This is a genomic window from Isoptericola variabilis, assembly GCF_050311655.1.
Taxonomy (GTDB): domain Bacteria; phylum Actinomycetota; class Actinomycetes; order Actinomycetales; family Cellulomonadaceae; genus Isoptericola; species Isoptericola variabilis.
This window is the reverse complement of sequence record NZ_JBNOZM010000001.1, coordinates 693,692-719,479: the sequence shown is the minus strand read 5'-3', so window position 1 is coordinate 719,479 and position 25,788 is coordinate 693,692. Positions and strand designations below refer to the sequence as shown.

Sequence of the window (25,788 nt, the reverse complement as noted above, 5' to 3'; positions counted from 1 at the left end):
GCCGCCGGATCGCCCGTCTCCGCCGCCGTTCGCCCGGCCCCTCCCCTGGTCGGCGTCGGGCCCGGCTGGCAGCATGGCCGCATGCCCGAGCTTCCCGAGGTGCAGGCGCTGGCGGAGTTCCTCGACGCTCGTACGACCGGCCGCCGCGTCGTCGCCGCCGACGTCGCGGCCATCGCCGCGCTCAAGACCTTCGACCCGCCGGTGACCGCGCTCGTGGGCCGGGAGGTCCACGGCGTCACCCGCCACGGCAAGTGGCTGGACGTGCGGTTGTCGGGGGCCGGTGACCATGGTGACGGCAGCGGTGAGGACGCGGACCTGCACCTGCTGTTCCACCTGTCGCGCGGCGGATGGGTGCGCTGGTCGGACCAGGCGCCCACGACGCCGGTCCGCCCGCGGATGGGCGGCTCGTCGCGCGGGGCGGCGCTGGCGCTGCGGGTACGGCTCGACGACGGCGCCGGCTTCGACCTCACCGAGGCGGGCACCCGCAAGCGCCTCGCGGTGCACGTGGTGCGCGACCCGCAGGAGGTGGAGCAGGTCGCCACGCTGGGCGTCGACCCGCTCTCGGACGACTTCACGACCGAGGCCCTCGCCGCGCTGATGCGGGAGAAGAACCAGCAGGTCAAGGGCCTCCTGCGCGACCAGCGCGCGATCGCCGGGATCGGCAACGCCTACTCCGACGAGATCCTCCACGTCGCGAGGGTCTCGCCGTTCAAGCTCACGCGGTCGTTCTCCCCGGACGAGGTCGCGGCGCTGCACGACGCCGTCGTCACCACGTTGCGCGACGCCGTCGCGGCGTCGTCGGGCAAGCCGGCCAAGGAGCTCAAGGACGCCAAGCGCGCCGGGATGCGCGTGCACGGCCGCACCGGCGAGGCGTGCCCCGTGTGCGGCGACGTCGTGCGCGAGGTGAGCTTCGCCGACCGGTCGCTCCAGTACTGCGCCACCTGCCAGACCGGCGGGCAGGTGCTCGCCGACCGGCGGATGTCGCGGCTGCTGAAGTAGCGGGTCAGCCCGCAGCGACCGCCTCTCGGGAGGCGACGAACGCCTCGACGCACGCGCGCACCTGCTCGGGCGTGTGCGCGGCGGAGAGCTGCACCCGGATGCGCGCCTCGCCGCGCGGCACGACGGGGAACGAGAAGGCCGTGACGTACACGCCGCGCTCCCCCATCGCCGCCGCCACCTTCGCGGCGAGCACGGCGTCGCCGAACATCACCGGCACGATCGGGTGCTCGCCGGGCAGCAGGTCGAAGCCCGCCTCCGTCATCAGGGTGCGGAACAGCTCCGCGTTGGCGGTGAGCCGCTCGCGCAGGTCGCCGGCCGTCTCCACGAGGTCGAGCGCCGTGAGGGTGCCCGCCACGATCATCGGCGCGAGCGTGTTCGAGAACAGGTACGGGCGGGCGCGCTGGCGCAGCAGGTCGACGATCTCCTGGTGCGCCGCCACGTACCCGCCCGACGCCCCGCCGAGGGCCTTGCCGAACGTGCCCGTGAGGATGTCGACGCGGTCGGCGACGCCGAGCAGCTCGGGCGTGCCCCGCCCGCGGAAGCCCATGAAGCCCACCGCGTGCGAGTCGTCGACCAGGACGAGCGCGGAGTACCGGTCGGCCAGGGCGCAGATCTCGCGCAGCGGCGCGAGGTAGCCGTCCATCGAAAACACACCGTCGGTGACGATCACGACGTGGCGCGCGCCGCCGTCGCGGGCCGCGCGCAGCTGGTCCTCCAGGTCGGCCATGTCGCGGTTGCGGTAGCGGAACCGGGCGGCCTTGGACAGGCGGATGCCGTCGATGAGCGAGGCGTGGTTGAGCGCGTCGGAGATGATCGCGTCGTCGGCGCCGAACAGCGTCTCGAAGACCCCGCCGTTGGCGTCGAAGCACGACGAGAACAGGATCGAGTCGTCCGTGCCGAGGAAGCCCGCCAGCCGCTGCTCGAGGGCCCGGTGCTGGTCCTGCGTGCCGCAGATGAACCGCACGCTGGCCAGCCCGTAGCCCCACGTGTCGAGGGCGTCGCGCGCCGCCGCGACGATGCGCGGGTCGTCCGCGAGGCCCAGGTAGTTGTTGGCGCAGAAGTTCAGCAGCTCGGCGCCGTCGGCGCGGATCCGCGCGCCCTGCGGTCCGGCGATGCCGCGCTCGTGCTTGGTCAGCCCGGCGCTCTCGATCGCCGCGAGCTCGCCCGCCAGATGGTCCCGGAACGTCCCGTACATCGCTACGCCTCCTCGTCCTGTGCGCCGTCCTCAGCGTCGGCGTCCCAGGCCGTCCAGTCGAGCACGACCTTGCCGCCGTGCGCTGACGCCGCGGCCTCGAAGCCCTCGCGCCACCGGCTCGCGGGGAGCCGGTCGGTGACGACCGACGCGATCGCCGCGCGCAGCGTCGCGCTGGTGCGCAGCATCGCGTCCATGGCCTGCCACGTCTCGAACATCTCCCGGCCGTAGATGCCCTTGAGAGTGAGCATGTGGGTCACGACCGTGCCCCAGTCGACGGCGATCGGCGCGGACGGCAGGCCGAGCATCGCGATCCGCCCGCCGTGGTTCATGTTCGCGATCATCTCGGGCAGCGCGCTCGGGGCGCCGCTCATCTCGAACCCGACGTCGAAGCCCTCCCGCAGGCCGAGCTCGCGCTGCGCGTCGGCGACCCGGGCCGTGCGCACGTCGAGGGCGGCGTCGGCGCCCATCGCCTTCGCCATCTCGAGCCGGGCCGGGCTGACGTCGGTGCCCACCACCAGGTGCGCGCCGGCGTGCCGGGCGACCGCGATCGCCATGAGCCCGATCGGCCCGCAGCCGGACACGAGCACGTCCTCGCCGATCACCGGGAACGCGAGCGCCGTGTGCACCGCGTTGCCGAGCGGGTCGAAGATCGCCGCGACGTCGAGGTCGACCTCGGCGTGGTGCACCCACACGTTGGTGGCGGGCAGCACCACGTACTCGGCGAACGCGCCGTCGCGGTGCAGGCCCAGGCCCTGCGTGCGGATGCACATCTGGCGGCGACCGGCGCGGCAGTTGCGGCACGTGCCGCACACGATGTGCCCCTCGCCGGAGACGAGGTCGCCCACGGCGACGTCGTGCACCATCTCCCCGACCTGGACGACCTCGCCGACGAACTCGTGCCCGGGCACCAGGGGCGCGGCGATCGTGGACGCGGCCCAGTCGTCCCAGCGGTCGATGTGCAGGTCGGTGCCGCAGATGCCGGTGCGCAGCACGCGGATCTTCACGTCCCCGACGCCGGCCTCCGGCTCGGGTCGTTCCACCAGCTCCAGCCCGGGGCCCGGCCCCGGCTTGTACAGCGCCCTCATCGGGCGCCCGCCGGTGCCTCGGACACCCGTGCATCCCGCGTCGCATGCGTCGTCACGCCGCGTACCATCTCACGATCCGGACGGATCCGGTAACCGCGGGGCATGTCGGCTCAGCCCCGTCAGAACAGCACGGTCGTGAACGTGCCGACCTGCTCGAAGCCCACCCGGCGGTAGGTGGCGAGCGCGGGTGCGTTGAACGCGTTGACGTACAGGGAGACCACCGGCGCCACCTCGCGGCGGGTCGCGACGACGACGGCGGCCATGCCCGGCGCCGCCAGCCCGCGGCCGCGGCGCAGCGGGTCCACCCACACGCCCTGCACCTGCGCCACCCCGCCGGCCACCGCTCCCAGCTCGGCCTTGAAGGCGACGAACGGCCCCGGTCCCGAGCCGGGGCCCGGCACCTGCGGCTCCGTGCGGACGAACGACCGCCCCTCGGCCACGAGCGAACGGACGCGCAGGGCGTACGCGCTGCCCGGGGAGGCGGCCGGCGCGTACCCGACCTCCTCCGCGAACATCCGCACGCACGCGGGCAGCACGGCGTCCACCTCGTCGAGCGTCGAGCGCCGCACCTGGGGGTCGGGCTCCACGTCCGGGTCCCGCGCGATCGCGAGGGACGGCTGGTCGGCGCGCACCTCACGGGCCGGGGGCCAGCGGGGCGCGAGCAGGTCCCACAGCGCGAGCGCCGCCGTCCGCTCCCCCACGATCGACGACGATCGCCGGCCCTGGGCGCGCGCCGTCGCGGCGAACGCCGCGATCGCGTCGTCGGCGTCGCGGCCCACCAGGTCCGGGGCCAGCACGGGGACGAGGTTCGCGCCCGACCAGCACACCGCGACGAGCGGGCCGGACGCGGGGAAACCCCACGCCTGGCCGCCCGCGGCGGCGAACCCCGCGGCGGCGGCCACCTCGAGCCGCGCCGCCGCGAGCACGGCGGTCACCGGGTCGCGGGCCAGCAGGGCGCGCGCCTCGGCGAGGTCCTCCTGCCCGAGGACGCGGGCCCGGGGGCGGCGCACGTCGAGGCCGCGCGCGTCGCCACGCGTCCGCACCGCCGGTCGCCAGCCGCCCATCACGCCCCCTTCGCCGCCGTGGGCCCTTCCGCCATCGTCCCCGATGCCGCCTTTCGGTGCGGCTCCTCGGGCCGAACCGTCAGCCGACCGTGACCTCCGGGGCCCCGGCCTGCGCGTCGTTCTCGGGGGCGGGCATCGTCTCGGCGATACGCATCGCCTCCTCGATGAGGGTCTCGACGATCATCGCCTCCGGGACGGTCTTGATGACCTCGCCCTTGACGAAGATCTGGCCCTTGCCGTTGCCGGACGCGACGCCGAGGTCGGCCTCGCGCGCCTCGCCCGGGCCGTTGACGACGCAGCCCATGACCGCGACGCGCAGCGGGACCGTCATGCCCTCGAGGCCCGCGGTGACCTTCTCCGCGAGCGTGTACACGTCCACCTGGGCCCGCCCGCAGGACGGGCAGGAGACGATCTCGAGCTTGCGGGGGCGCAGGTTGAGGGCCTGCAGGATCTGCGTGCCCACCTTGACCTCCTCGACCGGCGGCGCCGACAGCGACACCCGGATCGTGTCGCCGATGCCCTGGCTCAGGAGCGCGCCGAACGCGGTGGCCGACTTGATCGTGCCCTGGAAGGCCGGGCCCGCCTCGGTGACGCCGAGGTGCAGCGGCCAGTCGCCCCGCTGCGCCAGCAGCTCGTAGGCGCGCACCATGACGACCGGGTCGTTGTGCTTCACGGAGATCTTGAAGTCGTGGAAGCCGTGCTCCTCGAACAGGCTCGCCTCCCACACCGCGGACTCGACCAGCGCCTCCGCCGTGGGCTTGCCGTACTTCTCCAGCAGACGCTTGTCGAGGGAGCCGGCGTTGACGCCGATCCGCAGGGAGACCCCGGCGTCGGAGGCCGCCTGCGCGATCTCCTTGACCTGGTCGTCGAACTTGCGGATGTTGCCCGGGTTCACGCGCACCGCGGCGCAGCCGGCGTCGATCGCCGCGAAGACGTACTTGGGCTGGAAGTGGATGTCCGCGATGACGGGGATCTGCGACTTCTTCGCGATGGCGGGCAGCGCGTCCGCGTCGTCGGACGTCGGCACCGCGACCCGCACGATGTCGCAGCCCGCGGCGGTCAGCTCGGCGATCTGCTGCAGCGTCGCGTTGATGTCCGTGGTCGGCGTGGTCGTCATCGACTGGATGCTGATCGGCGCGTCGCCGCCGACGGCCACCTTGCCCACCTGGATCTTGCGGGACTTGCGGCGGGGGGCCAGCGTGGGTGCGGGCGGGGACGGCATGCCGAGATTGATCGCAGTCACGGTGCCAGTATCGCGCTTCCTGGGCCTGGTCACGCACACGGGCCGGCCCCACGGCCGGCCGTCCACGGTGCGGTGCCACTCTCGTCGCACGTTCTTCACGCGGGCGCGCACCGCCGCCCTCCCGGTCCGGAGGCGCCGGGGTGTCCCCTACTCTGTGGCGGTGCTCGCGCTCCTCGGACTGGTCCTCGTCGTCTCGGTCGTCCTCCTCGTCCCCACCACGGGCGTCGTGCTCGCCACCGGCCGGCGCCGGCGGCGGCGCCACGCCGAGCCGCGACCGGCCGCCACGGTGCTGCTGGTGGCGGCCGTGCTGGCGGTCGCCGGAGGCGCGGTCGCGCTGCTGCTCGGCGCCCCGCCCGCACGCACGGGCGTGGTGGCCGTCCTGGTCGGCGGGTCGGTGCTCGCGTGGTGGCCGGTCGGTCGGTCGTGGGCCGTGCGCGGGCTGGCCGCCTGGGCCGTGACCGTCCTGGCGTCGGTCGCGTTCCTCGCGTACACGGCGACCTGGACGCTCACCGCCTCGCCGTCGGCGGGGGCCGCCCTCGCCAGCGGCGTGCTCTGGCTCGTGGAGGCCTTCGTCGTCCTCATCGGTCTGGGGCACCTGTGGGAGTTCGTCGACGTGCTCACCCGCCGGCAGTGGCCGGCGTCCGTCGACCCGCGGCACCTGCCGCCCGGCGGGGCCCGGCCGTTCGTCAGCCTGCACGTGCCGACCCACGACGAGCCGCCGGACATGGTGATCGCCACCCTCCGGCAGCTGCTGCGCCAGCGGTACGACGCGTACGAGATCCTCGTGATCGACAACAACACGTCGGACCCCGCGCTCTGGCGGCCGGTCGAGGAGTTCTGCGCCACGCACGACCGCATCACGTTCCTGCACGTCGAGGGCCTCGCCGGTTTCAAGAGCGGCGCGCTGAACCTCGCCCTGCGGCACACCGACCCGCGGACGGAGCTGGTCGGCATCATCGACGCCGACTACCTCGTGGAGCCCGACTTCCTGGCGGACTGCGCGCCGATGTTCGCCGACCCGAGCCTCAGCTTCCTCCAGACGCCGCAGGACTACCGCGACTGGGACGTGTCGTCCTACTTCCGCCGCCTGTACTACTCGTACGGGTACTTCTTCGACGTGTCGCAGGCGTCGCGCAACGAGCGCAACGGCGCGATCTTCGGCGGCACCATGGGCCTCATCCGGCGCAGCGCGCTCGAGGAGCAGGGCGGCTGGGACGAGTGGTGCATCACCGAGGACGCCGAGCTCTCCCTGCGGCTGCTGCGCGCCGGCGGACGCGGCGTGCACGTCGACCGCTCCTACGGCCGCGGCGTCATGCCCCTCACGTTCGAGGCCCTCAAGCGGCAGCGGTTCCGCTGGTGCTTCGGCGGCATCCAGATCCTGCGGATGCACTGGCGCTCCCTGCTGCCCGGGCGCCCGACGACGGCGAACCGGCTCACCCTCGCCCAGCGCTGGGCGTACCTCGTCGGCGGGCTCCAGTGGTTCGGCGACGTCGCGTCGGTCGTCTTCACCGGCTTCCTGCTGCTGGGCGCGGCCGACGCCGTCCTCGGCACGGGCACGGTCGTGCGGCGCCTGTCGGACGTGCTCGTGCTGTGCACGGTCGTCCTCGTGCTCCTGGGGCTCTCGCGCGCGGTCGTGCTCACGCGCCGCAGCTCGGGTGCCCGGTGGCGCGACGCGCTCGGGGCGTTCGGCCTGTGGGTCGCGCTCGGCTGGGTGGTGGCGTCGGCCTCGGTACGCGGCCTGGTCGCGCGGGAGGGGGTCTTCCTGCGCACGCCGAAGCAGCGCGGCGAGCTGAGCACCGCGTACGCGCTGCGCGCGAACCTCACCGAGCTGGTGATCGGGACGGTCGCGCTCGCCGTCGGTGCGGTGGCGGTCGGGCAGGGCACGACGTCGGCGGTGGCGGTCGGCGCGCTGCTCGCGCTGCAGGGGGTGGGGTTCCTCCTGGCGCCGTACAACAGCGTCGCGGCGCTGCGCAGCCACCTGCCCGAGGACCTCGCGCGGCGCCGGCGCCGCGGCCTGACCAGCTGGGAGACCGCGTGGTGGGGCGGCACGGTGGCCGTCGGGGCGGCGATGGCCGCGGTCATCGTGGTCACCGTGTGGCCGACGACCCTGCCCGAGCGCCCGTCCGTCCCGTCGGCCCTGGAGGCCGCGCGCGTGCCCGACGACCAGCTTCTCCCCGACACGGCCCCGGACACCGACGAGGCCGAACCCCAGGACCCCGGCAGCGAGGAACCCGCGGACGACCCGGCGAGCACGCCCGACGGCGGGTCCGAGGGAGACGGGGTCGTGCCGGCCTCCGACGACGAGCCGGACGCCACCGAACCCGGCACGACGGAGCCCAGCGCGGATCCCACGCCCACCCCGACGGCGACCGACGGCCCGGGCAACGGCACGGCGCCGACCACCCGGCCGACCAGCCAGCCCACCACTCAGCCCACCACGCAGCCCACTCAGGCGTCGCAGCCCACCCCGTCGAACCGGCCCACCGAGCCGCAAGGCTCGCGGAACGATCCCTCCGCCAAGCCGACCGCGCCGCCCGGCAAGGGCGCCTGAGGGCAGGGCTAGAAGAGGCGGACCGGGTCGACGACGTCGGCGACGATGAGGAGCGCGCCCGTGCCCACGAGCACGACGAACATCACGTACGCGACCGGCATCATGCGCGCCACGTCGGCCGGCCCTGGCCGCGGCAGGCCCCGCACCCGCGCCACCGTGCGCTTGGCGCCCTCGTAGAGCGCGTTCACCACGTGCCCGCCGTCCAGGGGCAGCAGCGGGATGAGGTTGAACATGAACAGCGCGACGTTCAGCGACGCGAGGATGCTCAGCACGATCGAGAGGGTCGACAGCAGCGGGCCGTCGGCCGCGATCGCGTCGACGATGACCCGGCTCACGCCGACCGGCCCCATCGGGCCGTCGGCCGCGCGGGGCTCGTCCGTGAAGGTCTGGACGGCGACGTCGACCACCCGCGCGGGCAGCGTGACGATCAGCTGCGCCGTGCCCGACACCTGCTGCCACACCGCCTCCGGCACCGTGGACAGCGGCAGCGGCACGTACTCCTGCGTGGGGGTGACGCCCAGGAACCCGGCCGTCTCGGTGACGGGCTGCCCGTCGGCCCCGACCTTCGCCGTCCCGTCGGCGTCGACGACGGGGACCTGCCGCTCGGAGGTCGTCACGGTGAGGGGCACCTCGGCCCCGTCCCGCTCCACCACGACCGCGACCTGCTGGTCCGGGGCGTCGGCGATCATGCCGGAGAGCTGCTCCCACGACGTGACGGCCGTGCCGTCCCACTCGACGATCTCGTCGCCGGGCTGCAGCCCCGCCGCGGCCGCGGGCGACGGCGCGGCGCCGTCACCGCACACGGGAGCGCCGTCCGCCGTGGTCGAGGTGGGGGTGCACTCGCTCACGGCACCCACCGTCGTCGTGATCGTCTGGGCGCCGATCCCGACCAGCACGACGAACGTCAGCACGACGGCGATGAGCAGGTTCATCACCGGCCCGCCGAGCATCACCACCAGCTTCTTGGGCGTGGACAGCTCGTAGAACGCCCGGTGCTCCTCGCCGGGACGGATCTCGCCCACCGACGCGTCCCGCGCGTCCGCGACGACCTGCCCGAAGAAGCTCTCGCGGCGGCGCGTCCCGGCGGGGGCGGGCGGCAGCATGCCGACCATCCGCACGTAGCCGCCCAGCGGGATGGCCTTGACGCCGTACTCGGTCTCGCCCTTGACGCGCGACCAGAGGGTGGGCCCGAAGCCCACCATGTACTGGCTGACACGCACGCCGAACTTCTTGGCGGGCACCATGTGCCCCACCTCGTGCAGGCCGATGGAGACGGCGAGGCCCACGAGCATCACCGCGATGCCGATCACCCACGCGAGTAGCTGGTCCACGGCACCGAGCCTAGGTCACCACGGACCACCCGCCCGACGCCGGTCGGCGCCGCGCGTGGAGGGCTCGTCAGGAGCGTGCGAGGATCTCGTCGGCGCGCGCACGCGCCCAGCGCTCGGCGCCCTCCACGGCGGCGAGCGTGACCTCGGTCGCGGCCACGCCGTCGTGCTCGTCCAGCACGCGCTCGACCGTCTCGACGATGTCGAGGAAGCCGATGCGCCCCGCGAGGAACGCCGCCACGCCCTGCTCGTTCGCCGCGTTGTAGACCGCGGGGTGCGTGGCGGACGCCGCCACCGCCGCGCGCGCCAGCCCGACGGCGGGGAACGTCGCCTCGTCGAGCGGCTCGAACGTCCACGACGCCGCCCGGCTCCAGTCGCAGGGCGGGGTGACGACGTCGAGCCGCTCCGGCCACGACAGGCCCAGCGCGATGGGCAGCCTCATGTCCGGCGGGGACGCCTGCGCGATCGTGGAGCCGTCGTGGAACTCCACCATCGAGTGCACCACCGACTGCGGGTGCACCACCACGGTGATGTCGTCCGCCGGCACGTCGAACAGCAGGTGCGCCTCGATGAGCTCCAGGCCCTTGTTCATGAGCGAGGCGGAGTTCACCGTCACCACGGGCCCCATGTCCCAGGTGGGGTGGGCGAGCGCCTCGTCGACCGTGACCTTCTTGATGTCGTCGCGGCTGCGCCCGCGGAACGGCCCGCCGGACGCCGTGAGGATCAGGCGCCGCACCTCCTCCCGCGTCCCGCCGCGCAGGGCCTGGGCGATCGCCGAGTGCTCGGAGTCCACGGGCACGATCTGGCCCGGCGCGGCCGCCGCCTTGACGAGCGATCCGCCCACCACGAGCGACTCCTTGTTGGCCAGCGCCAGCGTCGAGCCGCCCGCGAGCGCCGCGAGCGTGGGCCGCAGACCGACCGAGCCCGTGATGCCGTTGAGGACGACGTCGCTGCCCCGCCCGGCGAGCTCGGTCGCGGCGTCGGGGCCGGCCAGCACCTCGACGTCGCCCGCCGCGGCGCCGAGCCGCGCGACCAGGGCGGCCCGCAGGTCGTCGGCCCGCGCGGCGTCCGCGACGGCGACGGCGGCCGCCCCGACGGCGGCGACCTGCTCCGCGAGCAGGGCGACGTCGGAGCCGCCCGCGCTCAGCGCCTCCACCCGGAACCGCCCGGGGTGCGCGCGCACGACGTCGATGGCCTGCGTGCCGATCGAGCCGGTGGAACCGAGGAGGGTGACGGTACGGGCGTGCTGGTCAGGCGTCTGCTCGGGCATGCCGCCCATCATCCCAGGCGTCCTCGCCGTCCGATCGCGTCGTCCTTCCGGCCTCTCGACACGCCGCGAAATCGCGCCGATTTCACCCGCTCCGGTGCTTGACTTCCGGACGAGGATCTCCCCCGCCCGGTCGCGGCGCGGTGTGACGCCGGTTACGTTCGCATACATGCGTACTTATCGCGTGATAGTCGGCAAGCGCGCCATGGGCACGATCGCCGGGGTCGCCGCACTGGTCACGGCGGCCGTCGTCGGGCTGGCGGCACCCGCCGCCGCGGACGGCGACGGCGAGACGCACCGCATCTTCGCGACCCGCGAGGGCCTGGTGGGGAAGCACACCGCGAACGGGCACAAGATCTCCGAGCGGGACCACTTCGTCGCGCTGCCGTCCCGGCGTGCCCTGTCCGCCGACGGCGACGGCGCGTTCTCCGTCCGGGTCTGCCGCGCCGACAGCACGCGGTGCGAGTACGCGCCGGTGTGGGACGTCGGCCCGTGGAACACCGTCGACGACTACTGGAGCGCCACCCGGCACGCCGCCCGCGACCTGCCGAAGGGCACCCCGCAGGCGTCCGCGGCCTACCGCCTCGGCCACCACGGCGGCACGGACCTGTACGGCCGTACCGTCACCAACCCCGCCGGCATCGACCTCGCGGACGGCACCTACTGGGACGGCCTGGGCCTGCGCTCCAACGCCTGGATCGACGTGACCTACCTGTGGCAGGGGTCCGCGCGCACCGGCATCGTCGCGGCCGACGGCGGCACGCTCAACGTCCGCACGGGCCCCGGCACCGGGTACCGGTGGACCGGCGCCGCCGCCGACGCCGCGCGCGTGCCGCTGCTGTGCCACGCGCGCGGGCAGACGGTCACGGGCACCCGCGGCACGACGAACCTCTGGTACCGCATCGGCCCCGGCAACTGGGTGTCCGACGCGTACCTCAACACCGGCAGCGGCCGAGCCCTCGCGCCCGCCTGCTGACGTCGGGGCGGGCGGCCGGGGACCCGCGGACGCCCGCCACCGCCTCGGTCAGACCCCGGCCGCGCTGCGGGCGAGGGGCGCGCGACGCTCCCTGGCGGGCCGAGACCAGGCCCGTGCGCCCACCACGAGCGCGACCGTCGTCGTCGCCACCACCACGGCCGCCGGGACCGGCAGCGCGGACGCACCGCCGCGCGCCACGACGAGGGACGCCGCCGCCGCGCCCACCGCGATGCCCCCGTTGAAGACCACCGGGATCAGCGCGCCCGCCGTCGCCCGCCGCTCCGGGCCGCCCAGGCGCAGGATCAGCGTCTGCGCCAGCGGCGGCAGCGCGCCGGAGGCCACGCCCCACGCGACGAGGACCGCCACGCCGACGACGGGGTGCGCGTCCACGACCGCGAGCCCCAGGAGCGCCAGCGCCGTCCCGGCGGCGCTCAGCGCGAGCGCCGGCGCCGTCCGCGCCCCGAACCGCCCCGCGAGCACCACGCCCAGCGCGGAGGCGAGACCGAACACGAGCAGCAGCGTGCTGACGCCGCCCGGGGCGGCCGCCGCCGGCGCCTCGACGAGCCGCGTGACGTACGTGTAGGCCCCGTAGTGGCCGACGAGGAGCACGCCGACGATCATGGTCACCGCGACCATCGGGCCGGGCCCCCGACCGCCGGCCGGCGCGCCGTGGGGCACCGACAGCCCGCCGTCGTCGGTCCGGGGCACCGCGGCGGCCGCGACGACCGTCCGCACGAGGACGGCGACCAGGAACGTCAGCGCCGCGAGCCCGGCGAACGCCGCGCGCCAGCCCACGGCCCGGGTGACGAGGCTCGCCAGCGGCGTGCCGAGCACCATCCCGAGCGTGGCGCCGCCGAGCACGACGGCCACGGCGCGGGCGAGCTGCCGGTCGGGCACGAGGTCGGCGACGTGCGCGTTGGCGGACGCCCAGAGGAGGCCGACCGCGGCCGCCCCCGCGAGCCGGGCGCCGACCGCCACCCCGTAGGCGGGCGCCAGCGCGGTCGCCGCCGACGACGCGGCGAGGACCAGCAGGGCGACGGCGATCACGGTGCGCCGGTCCCGGCCGGCCACGAGCCGCACCAGCGGAAAGCTCGCGACGACCACGACGGCCGCCCAGAGGGAGACGAGCAGCCCGGTGCGGGACTCGGGCACGCCGAGCCCCGCGCTCATCTGCGGCAGCACCGCCGTGGGCAGCATCTCGGCCGTGACCATGGTGAACGTGGCCGCACCCAGCACCACCAGGGACGGCCACGGGAGCCGGTCGGACGTCGTCTGCGGGGATCGTGAAGTCGTCATGACGACGACGCTAGAGTTTGACATTGATGTCAATGTCAAGGGTGATCCGGACCACGGGTCCCGGATCCTCGGGAAGGCACGCGATGAAGATCGGCGAGGTCGCCCGGCGCACGGGCGTCGCACCGCGGCTGGTGCGCTACTACGAGCAGCAGGGCCTGCTCGTGGCCGACCGTGCGGCGAACGGGTACCGCACCTATTCCGACCAGGACGTCGAGCGGGTGTCGCGGGTCGCGGGCATGGTGCGCGCCGGCATCCCCACCCGCCTCATCAAGGTGCTGCTCGACATGGAGGAGGCGAGCGCGGCCGAGGCGCCCACCTGCCCCCGCACGGTCGCGGAGCTGCTCGCGGCCGAGCTCGTCGGCATCGAGGACAAGATCGCCTGCCTCAGCCGCAGCCGGGACACGATCCGGGACGTCCTCACCCGCACCGAGCACGCGGCCCTCCTGTCGGAGGCCGCGGCCGACTGACACGACAGGGCCCGCTGAGCCGCCGGTGGCCGCCGAGACGACGAGGGCCGCCGACGTGTCGTCGGCGGCCCTCGTCAGGTCTCGCGGTCCCGTGGGGCGCTCGGCGTCACTCGACCCCGAGCAGCACCTCGATGGCGCGGGCGAAGAAGCGGTCCACCGGGCCCTCGGCGTAGCCGTCCGAGCCCTTGGCCCGCCCGAACGTCGCGGAGCGGATCTCTCCCGAGGTCAGCGGCTCCTGCCGGTCGAAGTACGCGACGAGCCGGTCGCACAGCGCGTCGACGTCGTCCGGGTCGTAGCCCGGCTCGCCGCGCTCGGCCGGCGCGAACTTCTCGCCGTCGGGCCGGCCCAGGCGCCCGTACATCGTGCGGGCGCGGTCGGCCAGCGCGGCCATCCAGGCCTCCTGGCCGTGCGCCGCCACGTACTCGGCGCGCTGTCGCGCGATGAACGCCGCCTCGAGGCGGTCCAGCGCCGCGTCGACCTCGTGCGTGTCGTAGCCGCCGCGCACCAGGTCGAACGTCGACACCTGGATGTCGGCGTGCGACAGGGGCTCCGCGGTGCGACCCTCGTACGCCTGCCGGGCGTGGTCGAAGAAGTCCTCGACCTCGTCGCGGTCGTACCCGGTGCGCATCGCGGACACCGTGCTGAACAGTGCGCTCACTCGTCCTCCTCGGCAGCCAGCTGTCCGCAGGCGCCGTCGATGTCGCTCCCGCGGGTGTCACGGATCGTGGTGGGGATGCCGTGCCCGCGCAAGCGTGCCACAAACTCGTCCTCGACGGCACGGTCGCTCGCGGTCCAGATCGAGCCCGGCGTGGGGTTCAGCGGGATGGGGTTGACGTGCACCCAGCCGCGGCCGCGGGCGTTGAGCTTCTCCCCCAGCAGGTCCGCGCGCCAGCCGTGGTCGTTCATGTCCTTGATGAGCGCGTACTCGATCGACACGCGCCGGCCGGTCACCTCGAAGTAGCGGCGCGCGGCGTCGAGCGCCTCGTCCACGCTCCACCGGGTGTTGATCGGCACGAGCTCGCTGCGCAGGTCGTCGTCGGGCGCGTGCAGGCTCAGCGCCAGCGTCACCGGGATCTCGAGCTTCGTGAGCTTCTCGATCGCCGGCACGAGGCCCACCGTCGAGACGGTGATGTTGCGTGCCGACATGCCGAAGCCCTCGGGCTGCGGCGCCACGAGCGCGCGCACCGTCTCGAAGACGGCCTTGGGGTTGGCCAGCGGCTCGCCCATGCCCATGAACACGAGGTTGTTCAGGCGCGTCGGGCCGCCGGGGATCTCGCCCGCGGCGAGCGACCGGTTCGCCGCGCGCACCTGCTCGAGGATCTCCGCCGTCGACAGGTTGCGCGTGAGGCCGAGCTGACCCGTCGCGCAGAACGGGCATGCCATGCCGCAGCCCGCCTGCGACGACACGCACAGCGTGGTGCGGTGCGGGTAGCGCATGAGCACCGACTCGACCTTGGCGTCGTCGAACAGGTGCCACAGCGTCTTGACGGTGGTGCCGCCGTCCGCCTCGAGGCGCCGGGTCGGGCGGATGAGCTGCGGGAACATCGTCGTCGCGATGGCCTCGCGCGTCTTCGCGGGCAGGTCGGTCATCTGCTCGGGGTCGGACGTGTAGTGCTGGAAGTAGTGCGTCGCGAGCTGCTTGGCCCGGAACGGCTTCTCCCCCATCTCCTCGATCGACGCGACCCGCTCCGCCGGCGTGAGGTCGGCGAAGTGCTTCGGCGGCTTGCCGCGACGGCGCGGCGCCATCTGCAGGGGCATCGGCGCGGTCTCGTCGCCCGGCCGGACCGCGGGGATCCCGAGGTCGGTGCCGGACGTCGCCGCGCGGGCGGAGGTGGGGGGCATGACGGTTCCTTACAGGGCGGTCGACGGCGCCATGGTGAGCACGAGGTACACGAACGGGGCGGTGACGACCAGGGAGTCGAGGCGGTCCAGCACGCCCCCGTGACCCGGGAGCAGCGAACCCATGTCCTTCAATTCTAGGTCCCGCTTGATGAGCGACTCGGCGAGGTCGCCCACGGTGGCCGTGACGGCGGTGAGAACCCCGAGCACGATGCCGAGCACCGGGCTCGCGTCGAGGGCGAGCACCGCGCCGGCGACGCCCACGGCCGTGGCCAGGACGAGCGAGCCCGCCAGGCCCTCCCAGGTCTTCTTGGGGCTGACCGTGGGGGCCAGCGGGTGGCGGCCCATCGTCACGCCGGCGATGTACCCGCCGGTGTCGTTCGCCACGGCCAGCAGGATGAACAGCGCGACCCGCAGCTCGCCGTCCGGCTGCGCGAGGAGCAGGAGGACGAAGCCCGCGAGGAACGGCACGTACGTGGCCGCGAACACCGCGGCCGCGCAGTCGCGCAGCGCCTGCGGCCCCGGGCCGTCCAGCACCCGCCAGACGACGACGGCGCCGACGGTCAGCACGTATGCGACGAGCAGCGCCTCGGGCCCCGAGGTGTAGGCGGAGACCACCATGCCCGCGCCGCCCACGAGCAGCGGCAGCATCGGCAGGTGGATGTCGCGACGGGCGAACGCCTGCCGCAGCTCCCACAGCGCCGCGCCGACCGCGACCGCGGCCACGGCGACGAACGGCTCCGGCCGGAACCACAGGGACGCCGCGACGCCCACGAGCAGCAGGACGCCCACCGTGATCGCCATCGGCAGGTTGCGGCCGGCGCGCGACGACGTCGGGCCGGCCGCCCCGCCGGTGGCCGGATCGAGCGGGGACGCGTCCTCGCCCGGTTCGAGGGGATGGGACACCATCAGACCTCGAGCAGCTCGCTCTCCTTGCCGGCGAGGAGCACGTCGATCGCGTCGACGTGCTTCTTCGTCAGCGACTCCAGCTCCTTCTCGGCCCGGGTGACCTCGTCCTCGCCGGCCTCGCCGTCCTTGACGATGCGGTCCAGCTCCTCCTTGGCCTTGCGGCGGACGTTGCGCACCGAGATGCGGGCGTCCTCCGCCTTCGTCTTGGCCATCTTCACGTAGTCGCGGCGACGCTCCTCCGTGAGCGCGGGCATGACGATCCGGATCGCGTTGCCGTCGTTCGACGGGTTCACGCCCAGGTCGGACTCGCGCAGCGCCTTCTCGATGGTCGTCATCGAGCCCTTGTCGAACGGGGAGATGAGCACCGTGCGCGCGTCGGGGATGTTGAACGACGCGAGCTGCTGCAGCGGCGTCGGGGCGCCGTAGTAGTCCACGGTGATCTTCGAGAACATGCCCGAGTTGGCGCGGCCCGTGCGGATCCCCGCGAACTCCTCCTTGGCGACCTCGATCGCCCTGTCCATCTTCTCCTCGGCCTCGAGGAGGGTGTCGTCGATCACCGGTGCTCCATTCTCGTCGTCGTGCTGCGTGGTGCTGCGTCGTGCTGCGTGGTGGGTGGTGCGGCTGGTGCGCGTCAGTGGGTCGTGACCAGCGTGCCAATCTTCTCGCCCAGCAGCGCGCGGGTCACGTTACCCGGCTCCTCGAGGCCGAAGACACGCATGCGCACGTCGTTGTCCCGGCAGAGGGACAGCGCGGTGGCGTCCATCACGTTGAGGCCGCGCACCAGGGCGTCGGTGTAGGTGAGGTGCTCGAGCCGCTCGGCGTCCGGGTTCGTGCGCGGGTCCGCCGAGTAGACGGCGTCCACGCCGTTCTTGCCCATGAGGACCTCGTCGCAGTGCGTCTCCAGGGCGCGCTGGACCGAGACCGTGTCGGTGGAGAAGTACGGCATGCCGGCGCCGGCGCCGAAGATCACGACGCGGCCCTTCTCCAGGTGCCGGATGGCGCGCAGCGGGATGTACGGCTCGGCGACCTGCCCCATGGTGATCGCGGTCTGCACGCGCGTCTTGACGCCGTCCTGCTCGAGGAAGTCCTGCAGCGCGAGGCAGTTCATCACGGTGCCGAGCATGCCCATGTAGTCCGCGCGGGCCCGGTCCAGGCCGGCGCGGGACAGCTCGGCGCCGCGGAAGAAGTTGCCGCCGCCGGAGACGATCGCGACCTGCACGCCCTGACGGACGGCGTCGCCGATCTCCTGCGCGATCCGCCGCACGACGTCGGTCGCGAGGCCCACGCTGCCGCCCCCGAACGTCTCGCCGGAGAGCTTGAGGAGCACCCGGCGTGCAGGCGCGGCCTCTCCCGTCGTGGTCGTCGGCTCGGTCTGGTTGGTCTCGGTCACGTGCGTCACCGTCGCTCTCTGGTCTGTTCCGCATGCCGTGCGGCATGTTCTTCCGCGTCCGCCGTGCGCCGCCGTCGGCGGGCCCGGCACGTCGGGCGCGCGCCCGATGGTCTCGTGTCGCCCTCCGCGCATCCTGGCACCGGACGGCGGCTCCCGCCCCGTCAGCGGGCGGGCGCGGGCGGGTATGCGAAGGCCCGACCGCACCGCGCACGGTGCGGTCGGGCCTGAGCGCTGGGAGGCGTCAGCTGCCGACGCGGAAGCGGACGAAGCCGAGCAGGGTGCCGCCGGTGGTGGCGACGTGCTTGGCGACGGTCGTCTTCGTGTCCTTGGCCAGCGGCTGGTCCACGAGCACGGCGTCCTTGAAGAAGCCGTTGAGGCGGCCCTCGACGATCTTCGGGAGCGCGGCCTCGGGCTTGCCCTCGGCGATCGAGACCTCGCGCGCGATCTCGCGCTCCTTCTCGACGACGTCCGCGGGGACGTCCTCGCGGGACAGGTACTTCGGGGCGAGCGCGGCGATGTGCTGCGCGACGTCCTTGGCGACCGGCTCGGCCGCGTCGTCGGTGGCGACGAGCACGCCGATCGACGGCGGCAGGTCCTTGGCCGTCTTGTGCAGGTAGGTCGTCACCTTGGGGGCCTCGAGCCGGGCCACGCGGCGCAGCACGACCTTCTCCCCCATCGTGGCGCCCTGGGCGGCGATGGTGTCGGCCACGGTGCCCTCGGCGGCCGGGGCGGCGAGGCCGGACTCGGCGTCGGTGGCGCCCGCGGCGGCGACGGCGTCGAGGACCGTGTCGGCGAGGGCGATGAACTTCTCGTTCTTGACGACGAAGTCCGTCTCGGCGTCGAGCTCGATCATCGTGGCCACCTGGCCGGCGGCGGAGTCCTCGACCTTGACGGCCACGAGGCCCTCGGTGGTCGCGTTGCCCTCGCGCTTGGCGGCGCGGGCCAGACCCTTCTTGCGGATGATCTCGATCGCCTGGTCGGCGTTGCCGTCGGCCTCGTCGAGCGCCTTCTTGACGTCGAGCATGCCGGCACCGGTGCGCTCGCGCAGCGCCTTGATGTCAGCGGCGGTGTAGTTCGCCATGGATGTCCTCCGTGCTGGGTTCGAGGTCCGCCCGGCCCCGGTCGGGGGTCGTGGCGGAGTGGGTCGTGCGGCGGTCCGCGGGCCGGTCACCCGAGGGTGACCGGCCCGCGAGGACTCACTCGGACTTCTCGGCGGCCTGCTCGCCCTTGGCGGCCGGCGTCTCCTCGACGGCCGGAGCGGCGGCGGGCGCCTCCTCGGCGGCCGGGGCGGCCTCGGTCGCCTCGGCGGCGGGGGCCTCGGCCTGCGCGGCCTCGGCACCGGCCAGGAGCTCGCGCTCCCACTCGGCCAGCGGCTCGGCCTCGGCGGTCTGGTCGGCCTCGCCCTTCTTGCCCGAGTGGCGCTGCAGCAGGCCCTCGGCCGCGGCGTCCGCGATCACGCGGGTGAGCAGCGTGACGGAGCGGATCGCGTCGTCGTTGCCCGGGATCGCGTAGTCGACGACGTCGGGGTCGCAGTTGGTGTCGAGGATCGCGACGACCGGGATGCCCAGCTTGCGGGCCTCGTCGACGGCGAGGTGCTCCTTGTTCGTGTCCACGATCCAGACCGCCGACGGGGTCTTGGCCATGTCACGGATGCCGCCCAGGGTGCGCGAGAGCTTGTCCTTCTCGCGGCGCAGGACGAGGAGCTCCTTCTTCGTCAGGCCGGAGCCGGCGACGTCGTCGAAGTCGATCTCCTCGAGCTCCTTGAGGCGCTGGAGGCGCTTGTGCACGGTGGTGAAGTTGGTGAGCATGCCACCGAGCCAGCGGTGGTTCACGTACGGCATGCCGACGCGGGCGGCCTGCTCGGCCACGGGCTCCTGCGCCTGCTTCTTGGTGCCGACGAAGAGGATGCTGCCGCCGTGGGCGACGGTCTCCTTGACGAACTCGTAGGCGCGGTCGATGTACGACAGCGACTGCTGGAGGTCGACGATGTAGATGCCGTTGCGCTCCGTGAAGATGAACCGCTTCATCTTCGGGTTCCAACGGCGGGTCTGGTGCCCGAAGTGGACACCGCTCTCGAGGAGCTGGCGCATGGTCACGACGGCCATGACACGTCCTTTCGCCGCGTGCGCCGGATCCTCCGGGCGGCACGCGCGTCAGGCGACCGGGCTGCTGGGAGCAGGTCTCCGGTCGCGGTACTCGGTTCGTCGGTGACGGGCATCGGGCCCGGCACCCCTGGCGTCACGCCGGGCCGGCACCGTTCCCGGTGACCCGGGGACGGACCGCTGCCGACGCGGCCGCGCCCTGCACCCTGCCGGGTCGCGGGGCGCGTACGTGACGCGCGATGTCGACCGGTCCGCACCCGCTCCCCCGGTCCGGTGCGCCGCAGGACGTCGAGGACGGTCCACGGGATCCACCGGGATGATTCGGGGAGGCGAGGCACAAGCCGATCGCGGCAGCCAGTCTACCCGACGGTTCCGGGCGTCTCCGCCCACCCGCCGCCGGCCACCGGTCGCCCCGCCCACCGCCTCGCCCGCCGCCGCCGAGGGTGCCCCACTCGGACGACGTGCCGCGCACCGCGAACGCCCCGAGCCTGCCCCCAGGAGCCGACCGCCGGGAGCGATCCACAGCGCCAGCGCCGACGCGCGAGACGGTTTCACCGGCTCCGCCAGCCTGCTCCCATGAAGCCTCTCAGGTCGGCCGTCCCGTTGCCGGCGCACCGTCGTCCGCAGGCCGGTCGTCCCACCGCGTCCCCGCGCGTCTCCGCCGAGGGACCGGTCGCGGCGTCCGGCCCTGCCCGTCCGTTCGCGAGGCCTCCCGCGACGCTCCTCGCGGGGCTCCTCGCGGGGTTCCTCGCGGTCGGCGTCGCCGTCCTCCTGGGCGCAGCGCCGCTCGCCGGCGCGGCGCCGGCGCCGGCCGAGCTCCCCGAGCTCCCCGTGGGCGCTGGATGGACCCGGCCCGTGCCCGGCGACGTCGTGCACCCGTTCGATCCGCCGGCCGAGGAGTGGGGCGCGGGCCACCGCGGGGTCGACCTCGCCGCCACGGCCGGCGAGGCGGTGCGGTCCCCCGCCGCGGGAACGGTGTCGTTCGCCGGACGGGTGGCGGGCAAGCCCGTGGTGGTGGTCGCGCACGCCGACGGGCTGCGGTCCACGTTCGAGCCCGTCGCCACCTCCCTCCGTCTCGGCGACCCGGTGGCCGCGGGGGACGTCGTGGGCACCCTCGACGCCGGGCCGGGGCACTGTGCGCCCGCCGGGTGCGTGCACTGGGGCGTCCTGCGCGGGGACGTCTACCTCGACCCGCTCGCCCTGCTCGGCGAGGCCCCACCGATCGTGCTGCTGCCCGGCGGTCCGTGAGCGCGTGAGTCCGTGAGCGGGGGTCGGTGCCGACGGAGGTGACCGGCGGGAGAGTCGCGGAGCACCGCTCAGGCGCGCGGGAACGCCTGCACGAACACCTTCCGCAGCCGCTCGTCGTCCACGTGCGTGTACCGCTGGGTGGTGCCGAGGTCGGAGTGCCCCAGCACCTCTTGCACCGACCGCAGGTCCGAGCCGCCCTGCAGCAGGTGCGTCGCCGCGGAGTGCCGCAGAGCGTGCGGGGCGACGTCGTCCACGCCCGCCCGCGCAGCGAGCAGGTGCACGGCGTCGCGGACCTGCCGCTGGCCCCAGCGACCCCCGCGGGCCCCCAGGAGGAGCGCGGCCCCGGAGGCCGGCTGGACGAGCGCGGGCCTGCCGTGCGCGAGCCACTCGGACACCGCGCGGGCGGCCGGGACCCCGAACGGGACCATACGCTCCTTGCCGCCCTTGCCGAGCACGCGCACGAGCCGCTCCGTGAGGTCGACGGCGGGCACGTCGACCTGCACCAGCTCGCCGACGCGGATGCCGCTGCCGTACAGGAGCTCCGCAGCCGCCCAGGCGCGCAGCGCGGCCGGGCGGTCGTCCGGCTCTGCCGTGTGGGCCACCTCGCGGGCGGTGTCCAGCAGCGTCGCGGCGGCGTCCGCGCTCAGGACCGTCGGCAGGGTCCGTGACACCTTCGGGCTCGCCAGCCTCGCGGTCGGGTCCGCCTGCACCAGGCCGACGCGGTACGCCCACCGCAGGAACGTCCGCGCGGCGGCGCCGCGACGCGCGATGGTCGCCCTGGCCAGGCCGCGCTCGGACTGTGCGGCCAGCCAGCCACGCAGCACCCCCACGTCCACCCCCGGCAGCCCGTCGACGCCGTGCCGCACCGCGTACCGCAGCAGCGACCCGACGTCGGCGCGATACGCCCGCCGCGTGTGCGCCGAGTGCCCGCGCTGGACCTCGAGGTGCTCGTCGAAACGCGCCAGCGCCTCGGCGAGCGGCGCCGGCAACGGCGGCAGGTCCGGATCGGTGTCCATCCAGGTCAGTGTGCCCCTGAGGCGTCGCCGCACGGGTGAGGCGACACGCGTGTCGACGGCGTCCGGCGACCGGAGAGCACCCCACGACCCACGCGTCTCGACGGCGTCCGCGACCGGCGGCCACCCCACGACCCACGCGTGTCGAGGGCCTCCCCGCGACCTCACCGACCGACGCCGACACTCCAGCCACCGTTCGGACACCCGCCGGCCCGGTGTCCTCCCGACCCGCCGGCCGGGCTCCGGCCGCGTTCGTCGGTCCGCGTACCCCACCACGCCTCACCGGCGCATGCCGATCGCGGCGCCACCGCCTCAGCTCCGCGACGTCCCGCTCCCCTCCCCACGGGCGCCGGACCGCACCCGACGCCAGCGGCCGCCCTCCTGGGCGGCGAGGCCGTGCAGCTCCAACGCGCCGAGCCCGGCGAGCAGCTCCCCCGGCGCGAGCCCGGCCGTGCGTGCCAGCGCGTCCAGTCCGGCGGACGCCCGGGTGGGTAGCGCGTCCCACACCTGACGGGGGCGTTCACCGAGGGCCTCGACCTCCGCAGGGACCCGCCGCCGCGAGACGGCGCGCGCAGCCCGGGCGGGTGCGGGAGCCCTCTCGCGCGAGTCCTCCTCCGGCGGGGCGCCCCCGTACGGCCCGGCGAGCTCGGCCACCTCGGCGGCGTCGGTCACGCAGACCGCGGCTCCGTCGCGCAGGAGCGCGTGGCACCCGGTCGAGGTGGCCGCGGTCACCGGCCCCGGGACGGCACCGAGAGGGCGCAGCAGCCGTGCCGCATGACGTGCGGTCGACAGGGCCCCGGAGCGCCATGCCGCCTCCACCACGACCGTCGCGCACGACACCGCGGCGATGATCCGGTTGCGGGCGAGGAAGCGCTGCTTGAACGGTGCGGATCCCGGTGGCACCTCGCTCACGACCGCGCCGGCGCCGTCGGCCAGCCGCCGCAGGAGGTCCTGGTTCCCCGGCGGGTAGAACCGGTCGACGCCCCCGGCGAGCACCGCCACCGTGGGTGCCCCACCCGCCACCGCGCCGCGGTGGGCGGCAGCGTCGATGCCGTACGCGCCCCCGGACACCACCGAGAAGCCCCGGTCCGCCACGCCGGCCGCGAGGTCCGCCGCCACGTGGTCCCCGTAGGCGCTGGACGCCCGCGCCCCGACGAGCGCGACCGATCGCTCCGCGAGCGCCGCCAGGTCCGGCTCGCCGCGCACCCACAGCGCGAACGGCTCCTCCGCACCCAGCGCGGCGAGCCCGGCGGGCCAGCGCGCGTCCCCCGGGACCAGGAGGGCGCCCCCGAACCGCTCGAGGACGCGCAGCTCCCGCCGCGGGTCCAGCCGGTCGAGCCGCGGTGCCCACCGGGCCACCCCCTCCATCAGTCGGTCGGCGGCGACCCGGGTGCCCAACGGTTCGAGGGCCTGCCCTCGCATGGCGCGCGCGGGGTCACGGACCGCGTCCACGACCCACTCGAGGGCCGCCGGCGCACCGAGGTGCGCGACGAGGGCTCCCGCCACCGCGTCGGCCGGCTCGGCCAGCCTGCTCCACGCGGCGCGCGAGAGCACCGGGTCGTCCGTCGCGAAGGACGGCCCGCCGGTGCCCGCGGCGCGCGCACCGCTCGTGGCCGGTGCCGGGACGGGCGCAGCGCCCGGCGCCGCGACCGGCCGCGTGCCCCGTTCGGTGCCTGGTCCGGTGCCTGGTCCGGTGCCCGGTCCCGTGCCTGGTCCGGTGCCTCGTTCAGTGCCTCGTTCAGCGACCGGCTGCACGATCTGCTCGGCGACCTGGCACACACCCAGCCCTCCGTCCGGCTCACGCATGGCTCCCCCTCGTGCGCATCGTCACGGCCGTCGAGACGTCCTCGGCCGTCGGCGCGGCTCGGCCCGCGAGGTCGGCGCGCGTCCACGCGATCCGCAGCACGCGGTCCGCGCCGCGCAGGCTCAGGACACCGCGGTCGACCATCTGCTCGATCGGCCGTAGCACGCCCGGGTCGCGCGACCGCTCCCGCAGCCACCGTCCGGGCACCTCCGCGTTCGTCGTCCAGGGCGTGCCGGCGAGGCGCTCGCGTGCCGCGGCCCGGGCCTGCGCGACCCGGGCCGCGACCACCGCCGACGACTCGCCCTCCGCCCGGGCGGTCCGGTCCGCCCGTGTCACGGGCAGGACCTCCACCTGCAGGTCGACCCGGTCGAGCAGCGGCCCCGACAGTCGACCGAAGTACCGCCGCTTCGCCATGGGGGTGCAGGAGCAGTCCAACCCCTTGTTCACGGACGCCATCCCGCACGGGCAGGGGTTCGCGGCCAGCACCAGCTGGAATCGCGCCGGGTAGCGGGCCGCTCCCCCGGACCGGTGCAGCACCAGCTCGCCCTGCTCGAGCGGCTGGCGCAGCGTCTCCAGGACGCGGGACGGGAACTCGGGCGCCTCGTCGAGCAGCAGCACTCCGCGGTGCGCGCGGGACACCGCACCGGGCCGGGCCAGGCCGCTGCCCCCGCCGACGATCGCCGCCGGCGTGGCGGTGTGGTGCGGGTCCTCGAACGGCGGGCGGGTCAGCAGGCCGTTGCCGGGGTCGAACGTCCCGGCCACCGAGTGCACGGACGTCACCTCGACGGCCTCGGACGGCGTGAGGTCGGGCAGGATCCCCGGCAGGCGGGCGGCGAGCATGGTCTTGCCCGCGCCGGGCGGCCCGACGAGGAGCAGGTGGTGCCCGCCCGCTGCGGCCACCTCCAGCGCCATCCGGGCCTGCACCTGCCCCACCACGTCCGCGAGGTCTCCCGCCGACCGGCGCACCACGGTCTGCCGTGCCGCCCGGACCGGGTCGAGCACGGGAGGGTCCGCGAGCTCGCCCCCGTGCAGCAGCACCACCTCCGCGAGGCTCGACGCGGCGTGGACGCGTGCCCCGGGGACCAGCCGGGCCTCGTCCGCGTCGCCGGTCGCAACCACGACGTCGGGGCACCCCGCCTCGACGGCCGCGGCCACCGCCGGGAGCACGCCGCGCACGGGCTGGAGACGGCCGTCCAGGCCCAGCTCGGCCAGGTGGACGACCCGGTCCAGGCCCGCCCGGGGCACCACGCCGTCCCCCGCCAGCACCGCGACGGCGATGGCGACGTCGAACGACGAGCCGGACTTGCGCAGCGAGGCCGGCGACAGGTTGACGATGATCTTGCGGTGCGGCCACTTGATGCCCGTCGAGAGCACCGCGGCCCGCACGCGCTCGCGCGACTCGTTCAGCGCGGTGTCCGGCAGCCCCACCAGCGTGAACCCGGGCACCGACGCCGCGAGCTGCGCCTGCACCTCCACGACGTGCCCGGTGAGACCGGTGAGAGCGACGGCCGCCGTCGTGCCGAGCCCCATCAGGACACCCCCACGAGGTGCTCGACCTGCGCGGCGCCCGCCCGCGGGAGCACCACGGCGACGACGTCCACCCGGATCTCGCGGCAGCGCACGGCCCGGTGCTCGGCCAGCCACTGCCCCGTGAGGCGCCGCACGCGGGACAGCTTGGCGGGCGTCACCGCCTCCGCGGGATGCCCGAACGCGGTGCCGCGCCGGGTCTTCACCTCGATCGCGACGAGCACGTCACCGTCGCGCGCGACGAGGTCGAGCTCGCCGCCCGTGCCGCGCCAGTTGCGCTCGAGCACCTCCAGGCCCTGCGCCTCGACGTGGCGAGCCGCCACCCGTTCCCCGTACCGCCCGACGGCGTCCTTCGCCCGCATCGAACCACCTCCGCGGGGAAGCCTCGCGCGCCGACGGCGCGGCGGAGCCCCGCGGACCGGCACCTGTGGACGGGGGCGATGCGGGTGGAGCTGGGGGCGGGCTCGGGGCCTACGGGCGCCGTC

Annotated in this window: 23 protein-coding genes; 5 read left to right on the top strand and 18 right to left on the bottom strand. The window is 74.8% G+C overall.

The annotated features are described in order from the left end of the window. Positions 1 to 81: 81 nt before the first annotated feature. Positions 82 to 999, top strand: coding sequence for an Fpg/Nei family DNA glycosylase (locus tag ACQP60_RS03450; RefSeq protein WP_429728425.1), 918 nt, complete (start codon positions 82 to 84; stop codon positions 997 to 999). Positions 1,000 to 1,003: 4 nt separating this feature from the next. Here the strand turns inward: ACQP60_RS03450 and ACQP60_RS03445 are convergent, their stop codons facing one another. The 4 genes from ACQP60_RS03445 to ispG form a co-directional block, all read right to left on the bottom strand. Continuing rightward, the gene (locus ACQP60_RS03445; protein WP_429728424.1) at positions 1,004 to 2,194 is read right to left on the bottom strand and encodes a glycine C-acetyltransferase; all 1,191 of its coding nucleotides are present in this window, start codon (positions 2,192 to 2,194) and stop codon (positions 1,004 to 1,006) included. A gap of 2 nt (positions 2,195 to 2,196) precedes the next feature. After that, entirely contained in the window at positions 2,197 to 3,279 is a 1,083-nt protein-coding gene (gene tdh, locus ACQP60_RS03440) for an L-threonine 3-dehydrogenase (protein WP_429728423.1), read from the bottom strand. Positions 3,280 to 3,398: 119 nt separating this feature from the next. Continuing rightward, a complete protein-coding gene (locus ACQP60_RS03435) occupies positions 3,399 to 4,343 on the bottom strand; it encodes a GNAT family N-acetyltransferase (protein ID WP_429728421.1) in 945 nt (314 codons plus the stop codon). Between the two features lie 79 nt (positions 4,344 to 4,422). Further along, positions 4,423 to 5,565, bottom strand: coding sequence for a flavodoxin-dependent (E)-4-hydroxy-3-methylbut-2-enyl-diphosphate synthase (ispG, locus tag ACQP60_RS03430; RefSeq protein ID WP_429728804.1), 1,143 nt, complete (start codon positions 5,563 to 5,565; stop codon positions 4,423 to 4,425). A 181-nt stretch (positions 5,566 to 5,746) separates the two neighbouring features. On the opposite strand from ispG, the gene ACQP60_RS03425 reads away from it, so the two are divergent. Further along, a complete protein-coding gene (locus ACQP60_RS03425; RefSeq protein WP_429728420.1) occupies positions 5,747 to 8,137 on the top strand; it encodes a glycosyltransferase in 2,391 nt (796 codons plus the stop codon). Between the two features lie 8 nt (positions 8,138 to 8,145). Here ACQP60_RS03425 and ACQP60_RS03420 read toward each other — a convergent pair whose 3' ends face one another. Beyond that, positions 8,146 to 9,468 (bottom strand): M50 family metallopeptidase, encoded by a 1,323-nt coding sequence (locus tag ACQP60_RS03420; RefSeq protein WP_429728419.1) that lies wholly within the window; start codon positions 9,466 to 9,468, stop codon positions 8,146 to 8,148. Positions 9,469 to 9,535: 67 nt separating this feature from the next. Then, positions 9,536 to 10,735, bottom strand: coding sequence for a 1-deoxy-D-xylulose-5-phosphate reductoisomerase (gene dxr / locus ACQP60_RS03415; protein WP_429728418.1), 1,200 nt, complete (start codon positions 10,733 to 10,735; stop codon positions 9,536 to 9,538). Positions 10,736 to 10,901: 166 nt separating this feature from the next. On the opposite strand from dxr, the gene ACQP60_RS03410 reads away from it, so the two are divergent. Continuing rightward, positions 10,902 to 11,708, top strand: a complete 807-nt coding sequence (locus ACQP60_RS03410; RefSeq protein WP_429728416.1) for a hypothetical protein — start codon at positions 10,902 to 10,904, stop codon at positions 11,706 to 11,708. Positions 11,709 to 11,756: 48 nt separating this feature from the next. Here ACQP60_RS03410 and ACQP60_RS03405 read toward each other — a convergent pair whose 3' ends face one another. Then, the gene (locus tag ACQP60_RS03405; protein ID WP_429728415.1) at positions 11,757 to 13,004 is read right to left on the bottom strand and encodes an MFS transporter; all 1,248 of its coding nucleotides are present in this window, start codon (positions 13,002 to 13,004) and stop codon (positions 11,757 to 11,759) included. Positions 13,005 to 13,087: 83 nt separating this feature from the next. Here ACQP60_RS03405 and ACQP60_RS03400 point away from each other — a divergent pair, with 83 nt between their 5' ends. Then, positions 13,088 to 13,471 carry a MerR family transcriptional regulator gene (locus tag ACQP60_RS03400; RefSeq protein ID WP_429728414.1) on the top strand — a complete coding sequence of 128 codons (384 nt, stop codon included), beginning with the start codon at positions 13,088 to 13,090 and terminating at the stop codon, positions 13,469 to 13,471. Positions 13,472 to 13,577: 106 nt separating this feature from the next. Here the strand turns inward: ACQP60_RS03400 and ACQP60_RS03395 are convergent, their stop codons facing one another. From ACQP60_RS03395 to rpsB, 7 genes are all read right to left on the bottom strand, one after another. Next, positions 13,578 to 14,129, bottom strand: a complete 552-nt coding sequence (locus tag ACQP60_RS03395; protein WP_429728413.1) for a DivIVA domain-containing protein — start codon at positions 14,127 to 14,129, stop codon at positions 13,578 to 13,580. Continuing rightward, complete coding sequence (gene rlmN, locus ACQP60_RS03390) at positions 14,126 to 15,313, bottom strand: dual-specificity RNA methyltransferase RlmN (protein ID WP_459980294.1); 1,188 nt, start codon at positions 15,311 to 15,313, stop codon at positions 14,126 to 14,128. Before rlmN ends, ACQP60_RS03395 begins: the two co-directional genes overlap by 4 nt. A gap of 9 nt (positions 15,314 to 15,322) precedes the next feature. Next, positions 15,323 to 16,114 carry a phosphatidate cytidylyltransferase gene (locus ACQP60_RS03385; RefSeq protein WP_429728802.1) on the bottom strand — a complete coding sequence of 264 codons (792 nt, stop codon included), beginning with the start codon at positions 16,112 to 16,114 and terminating at the stop codon, positions 15,323 to 15,325. A 104-nt stretch (positions 16,115 to 16,218) separates the two neighbouring features. Continuing rightward, the gene (gene frr, locus ACQP60_RS03380; protein WP_429728411.1) at positions 16,219 to 16,776 is read right to left on the bottom strand and encodes a ribosome recycling factor; all 558 of its coding nucleotides are present in this window, start codon (positions 16,774 to 16,776) and stop codon (positions 16,219 to 16,221) included. A gap of 74 nt (positions 16,777 to 16,850) precedes the next feature. After that, positions 16,851 to 17,609: a UMP kinase gene (gene pyrH, locus ACQP60_RS03375; RefSeq protein WP_429728410.1), complete on the bottom strand. Its 759-nt coding sequence runs from the start codon at positions 17,607 to 17,609 to the stop codon at positions 16,851 to 16,853. Positions 17,610 to 17,850: 241 nt separating this feature from the next. Continuing rightward, complete coding sequence (tsf, locus tag ACQP60_RS03370) at positions 17,851 to 18,690, bottom strand: translation elongation factor Ts (protein WP_429728409.1); 840 nt, start codon at positions 18,688 to 18,690, stop codon at positions 17,851 to 17,853. Between the two features lie 115 nt (positions 18,691 to 18,805). Next, entirely contained in the window at positions 18,806 to 19,714 is a 909-nt protein-coding gene (gene rpsB / locus ACQP60_RS03365; protein ID WP_429728408.1) for a 30S ribosomal protein S2, read from the bottom strand. 573 nt (positions 19,715 to 20,287) lie between these two features. Between rpsB and ACQP60_RS03360 the strand changes: the two genes are divergently transcribed. Next, positions 20,288 to 20,959: a murein hydrolase activator EnvC family protein gene (locus tag ACQP60_RS03360; RefSeq protein WP_429728407.1), complete on the top strand. Its 672-nt coding sequence runs from the start codon at positions 20,288 to 20,290 to the stop codon at positions 20,957 to 20,959. A gap of 68 nt (positions 20,960 to 21,027) precedes the next feature. On the opposite strand, the gene ACQP60_RS03355 is transcribed toward ACQP60_RS03360, so the two are convergent. From ACQP60_RS03355 to ACQP60_RS03340, 4 genes are all read right to left on the bottom strand, one after another. Then, on the bottom strand, positions 21,028 to 21,975 hold the full coding sequence (locus ACQP60_RS03355; protein ID WP_429728406.1) for a tyrosine recombinase XerC: 948 nt from the start codon (positions 21,973 to 21,975) through the stop codon (positions 21,028 to 21,030). A gap of 309 nt (positions 21,976 to 22,284) precedes the next feature. Next, positions 22,285 to 23,526 (bottom strand): DNA-processing protein DprA, encoded by a 1,242-nt coding sequence (gene dprA / locus ACQP60_RS03350; RefSeq protein WP_429728405.1) that lies wholly within the window; start codon positions 23,524 to 23,526, stop codon positions 22,285 to 22,287. 244 nt (positions 23,527 to 23,770) lie between these two features. Further along, positions 23,771 to 25,306: a YifB family Mg chelatase-like AAA ATPase gene (locus tag ACQP60_RS03345; protein ID WP_429728404.1), complete on the bottom strand. Its 1,536-nt coding sequence runs from the start codon at positions 25,304 to 25,306 to the stop codon at positions 23,771 to 23,773. Continuing rightward, on the bottom strand, positions 25,306 to 25,665 hold the full coding sequence (locus ACQP60_RS03340) for a YraN family protein (RefSeq protein WP_429728403.1): 360 nt from the start codon (positions 25,663 to 25,665) through the stop codon (positions 25,306 to 25,308). Before ACQP60_RS03340 ends, ACQP60_RS03345 begins: the two co-directional genes overlap by 1 nt. Between the last annotated feature and the right edge of the window lie 123 nt (positions 25,666 to 25,788).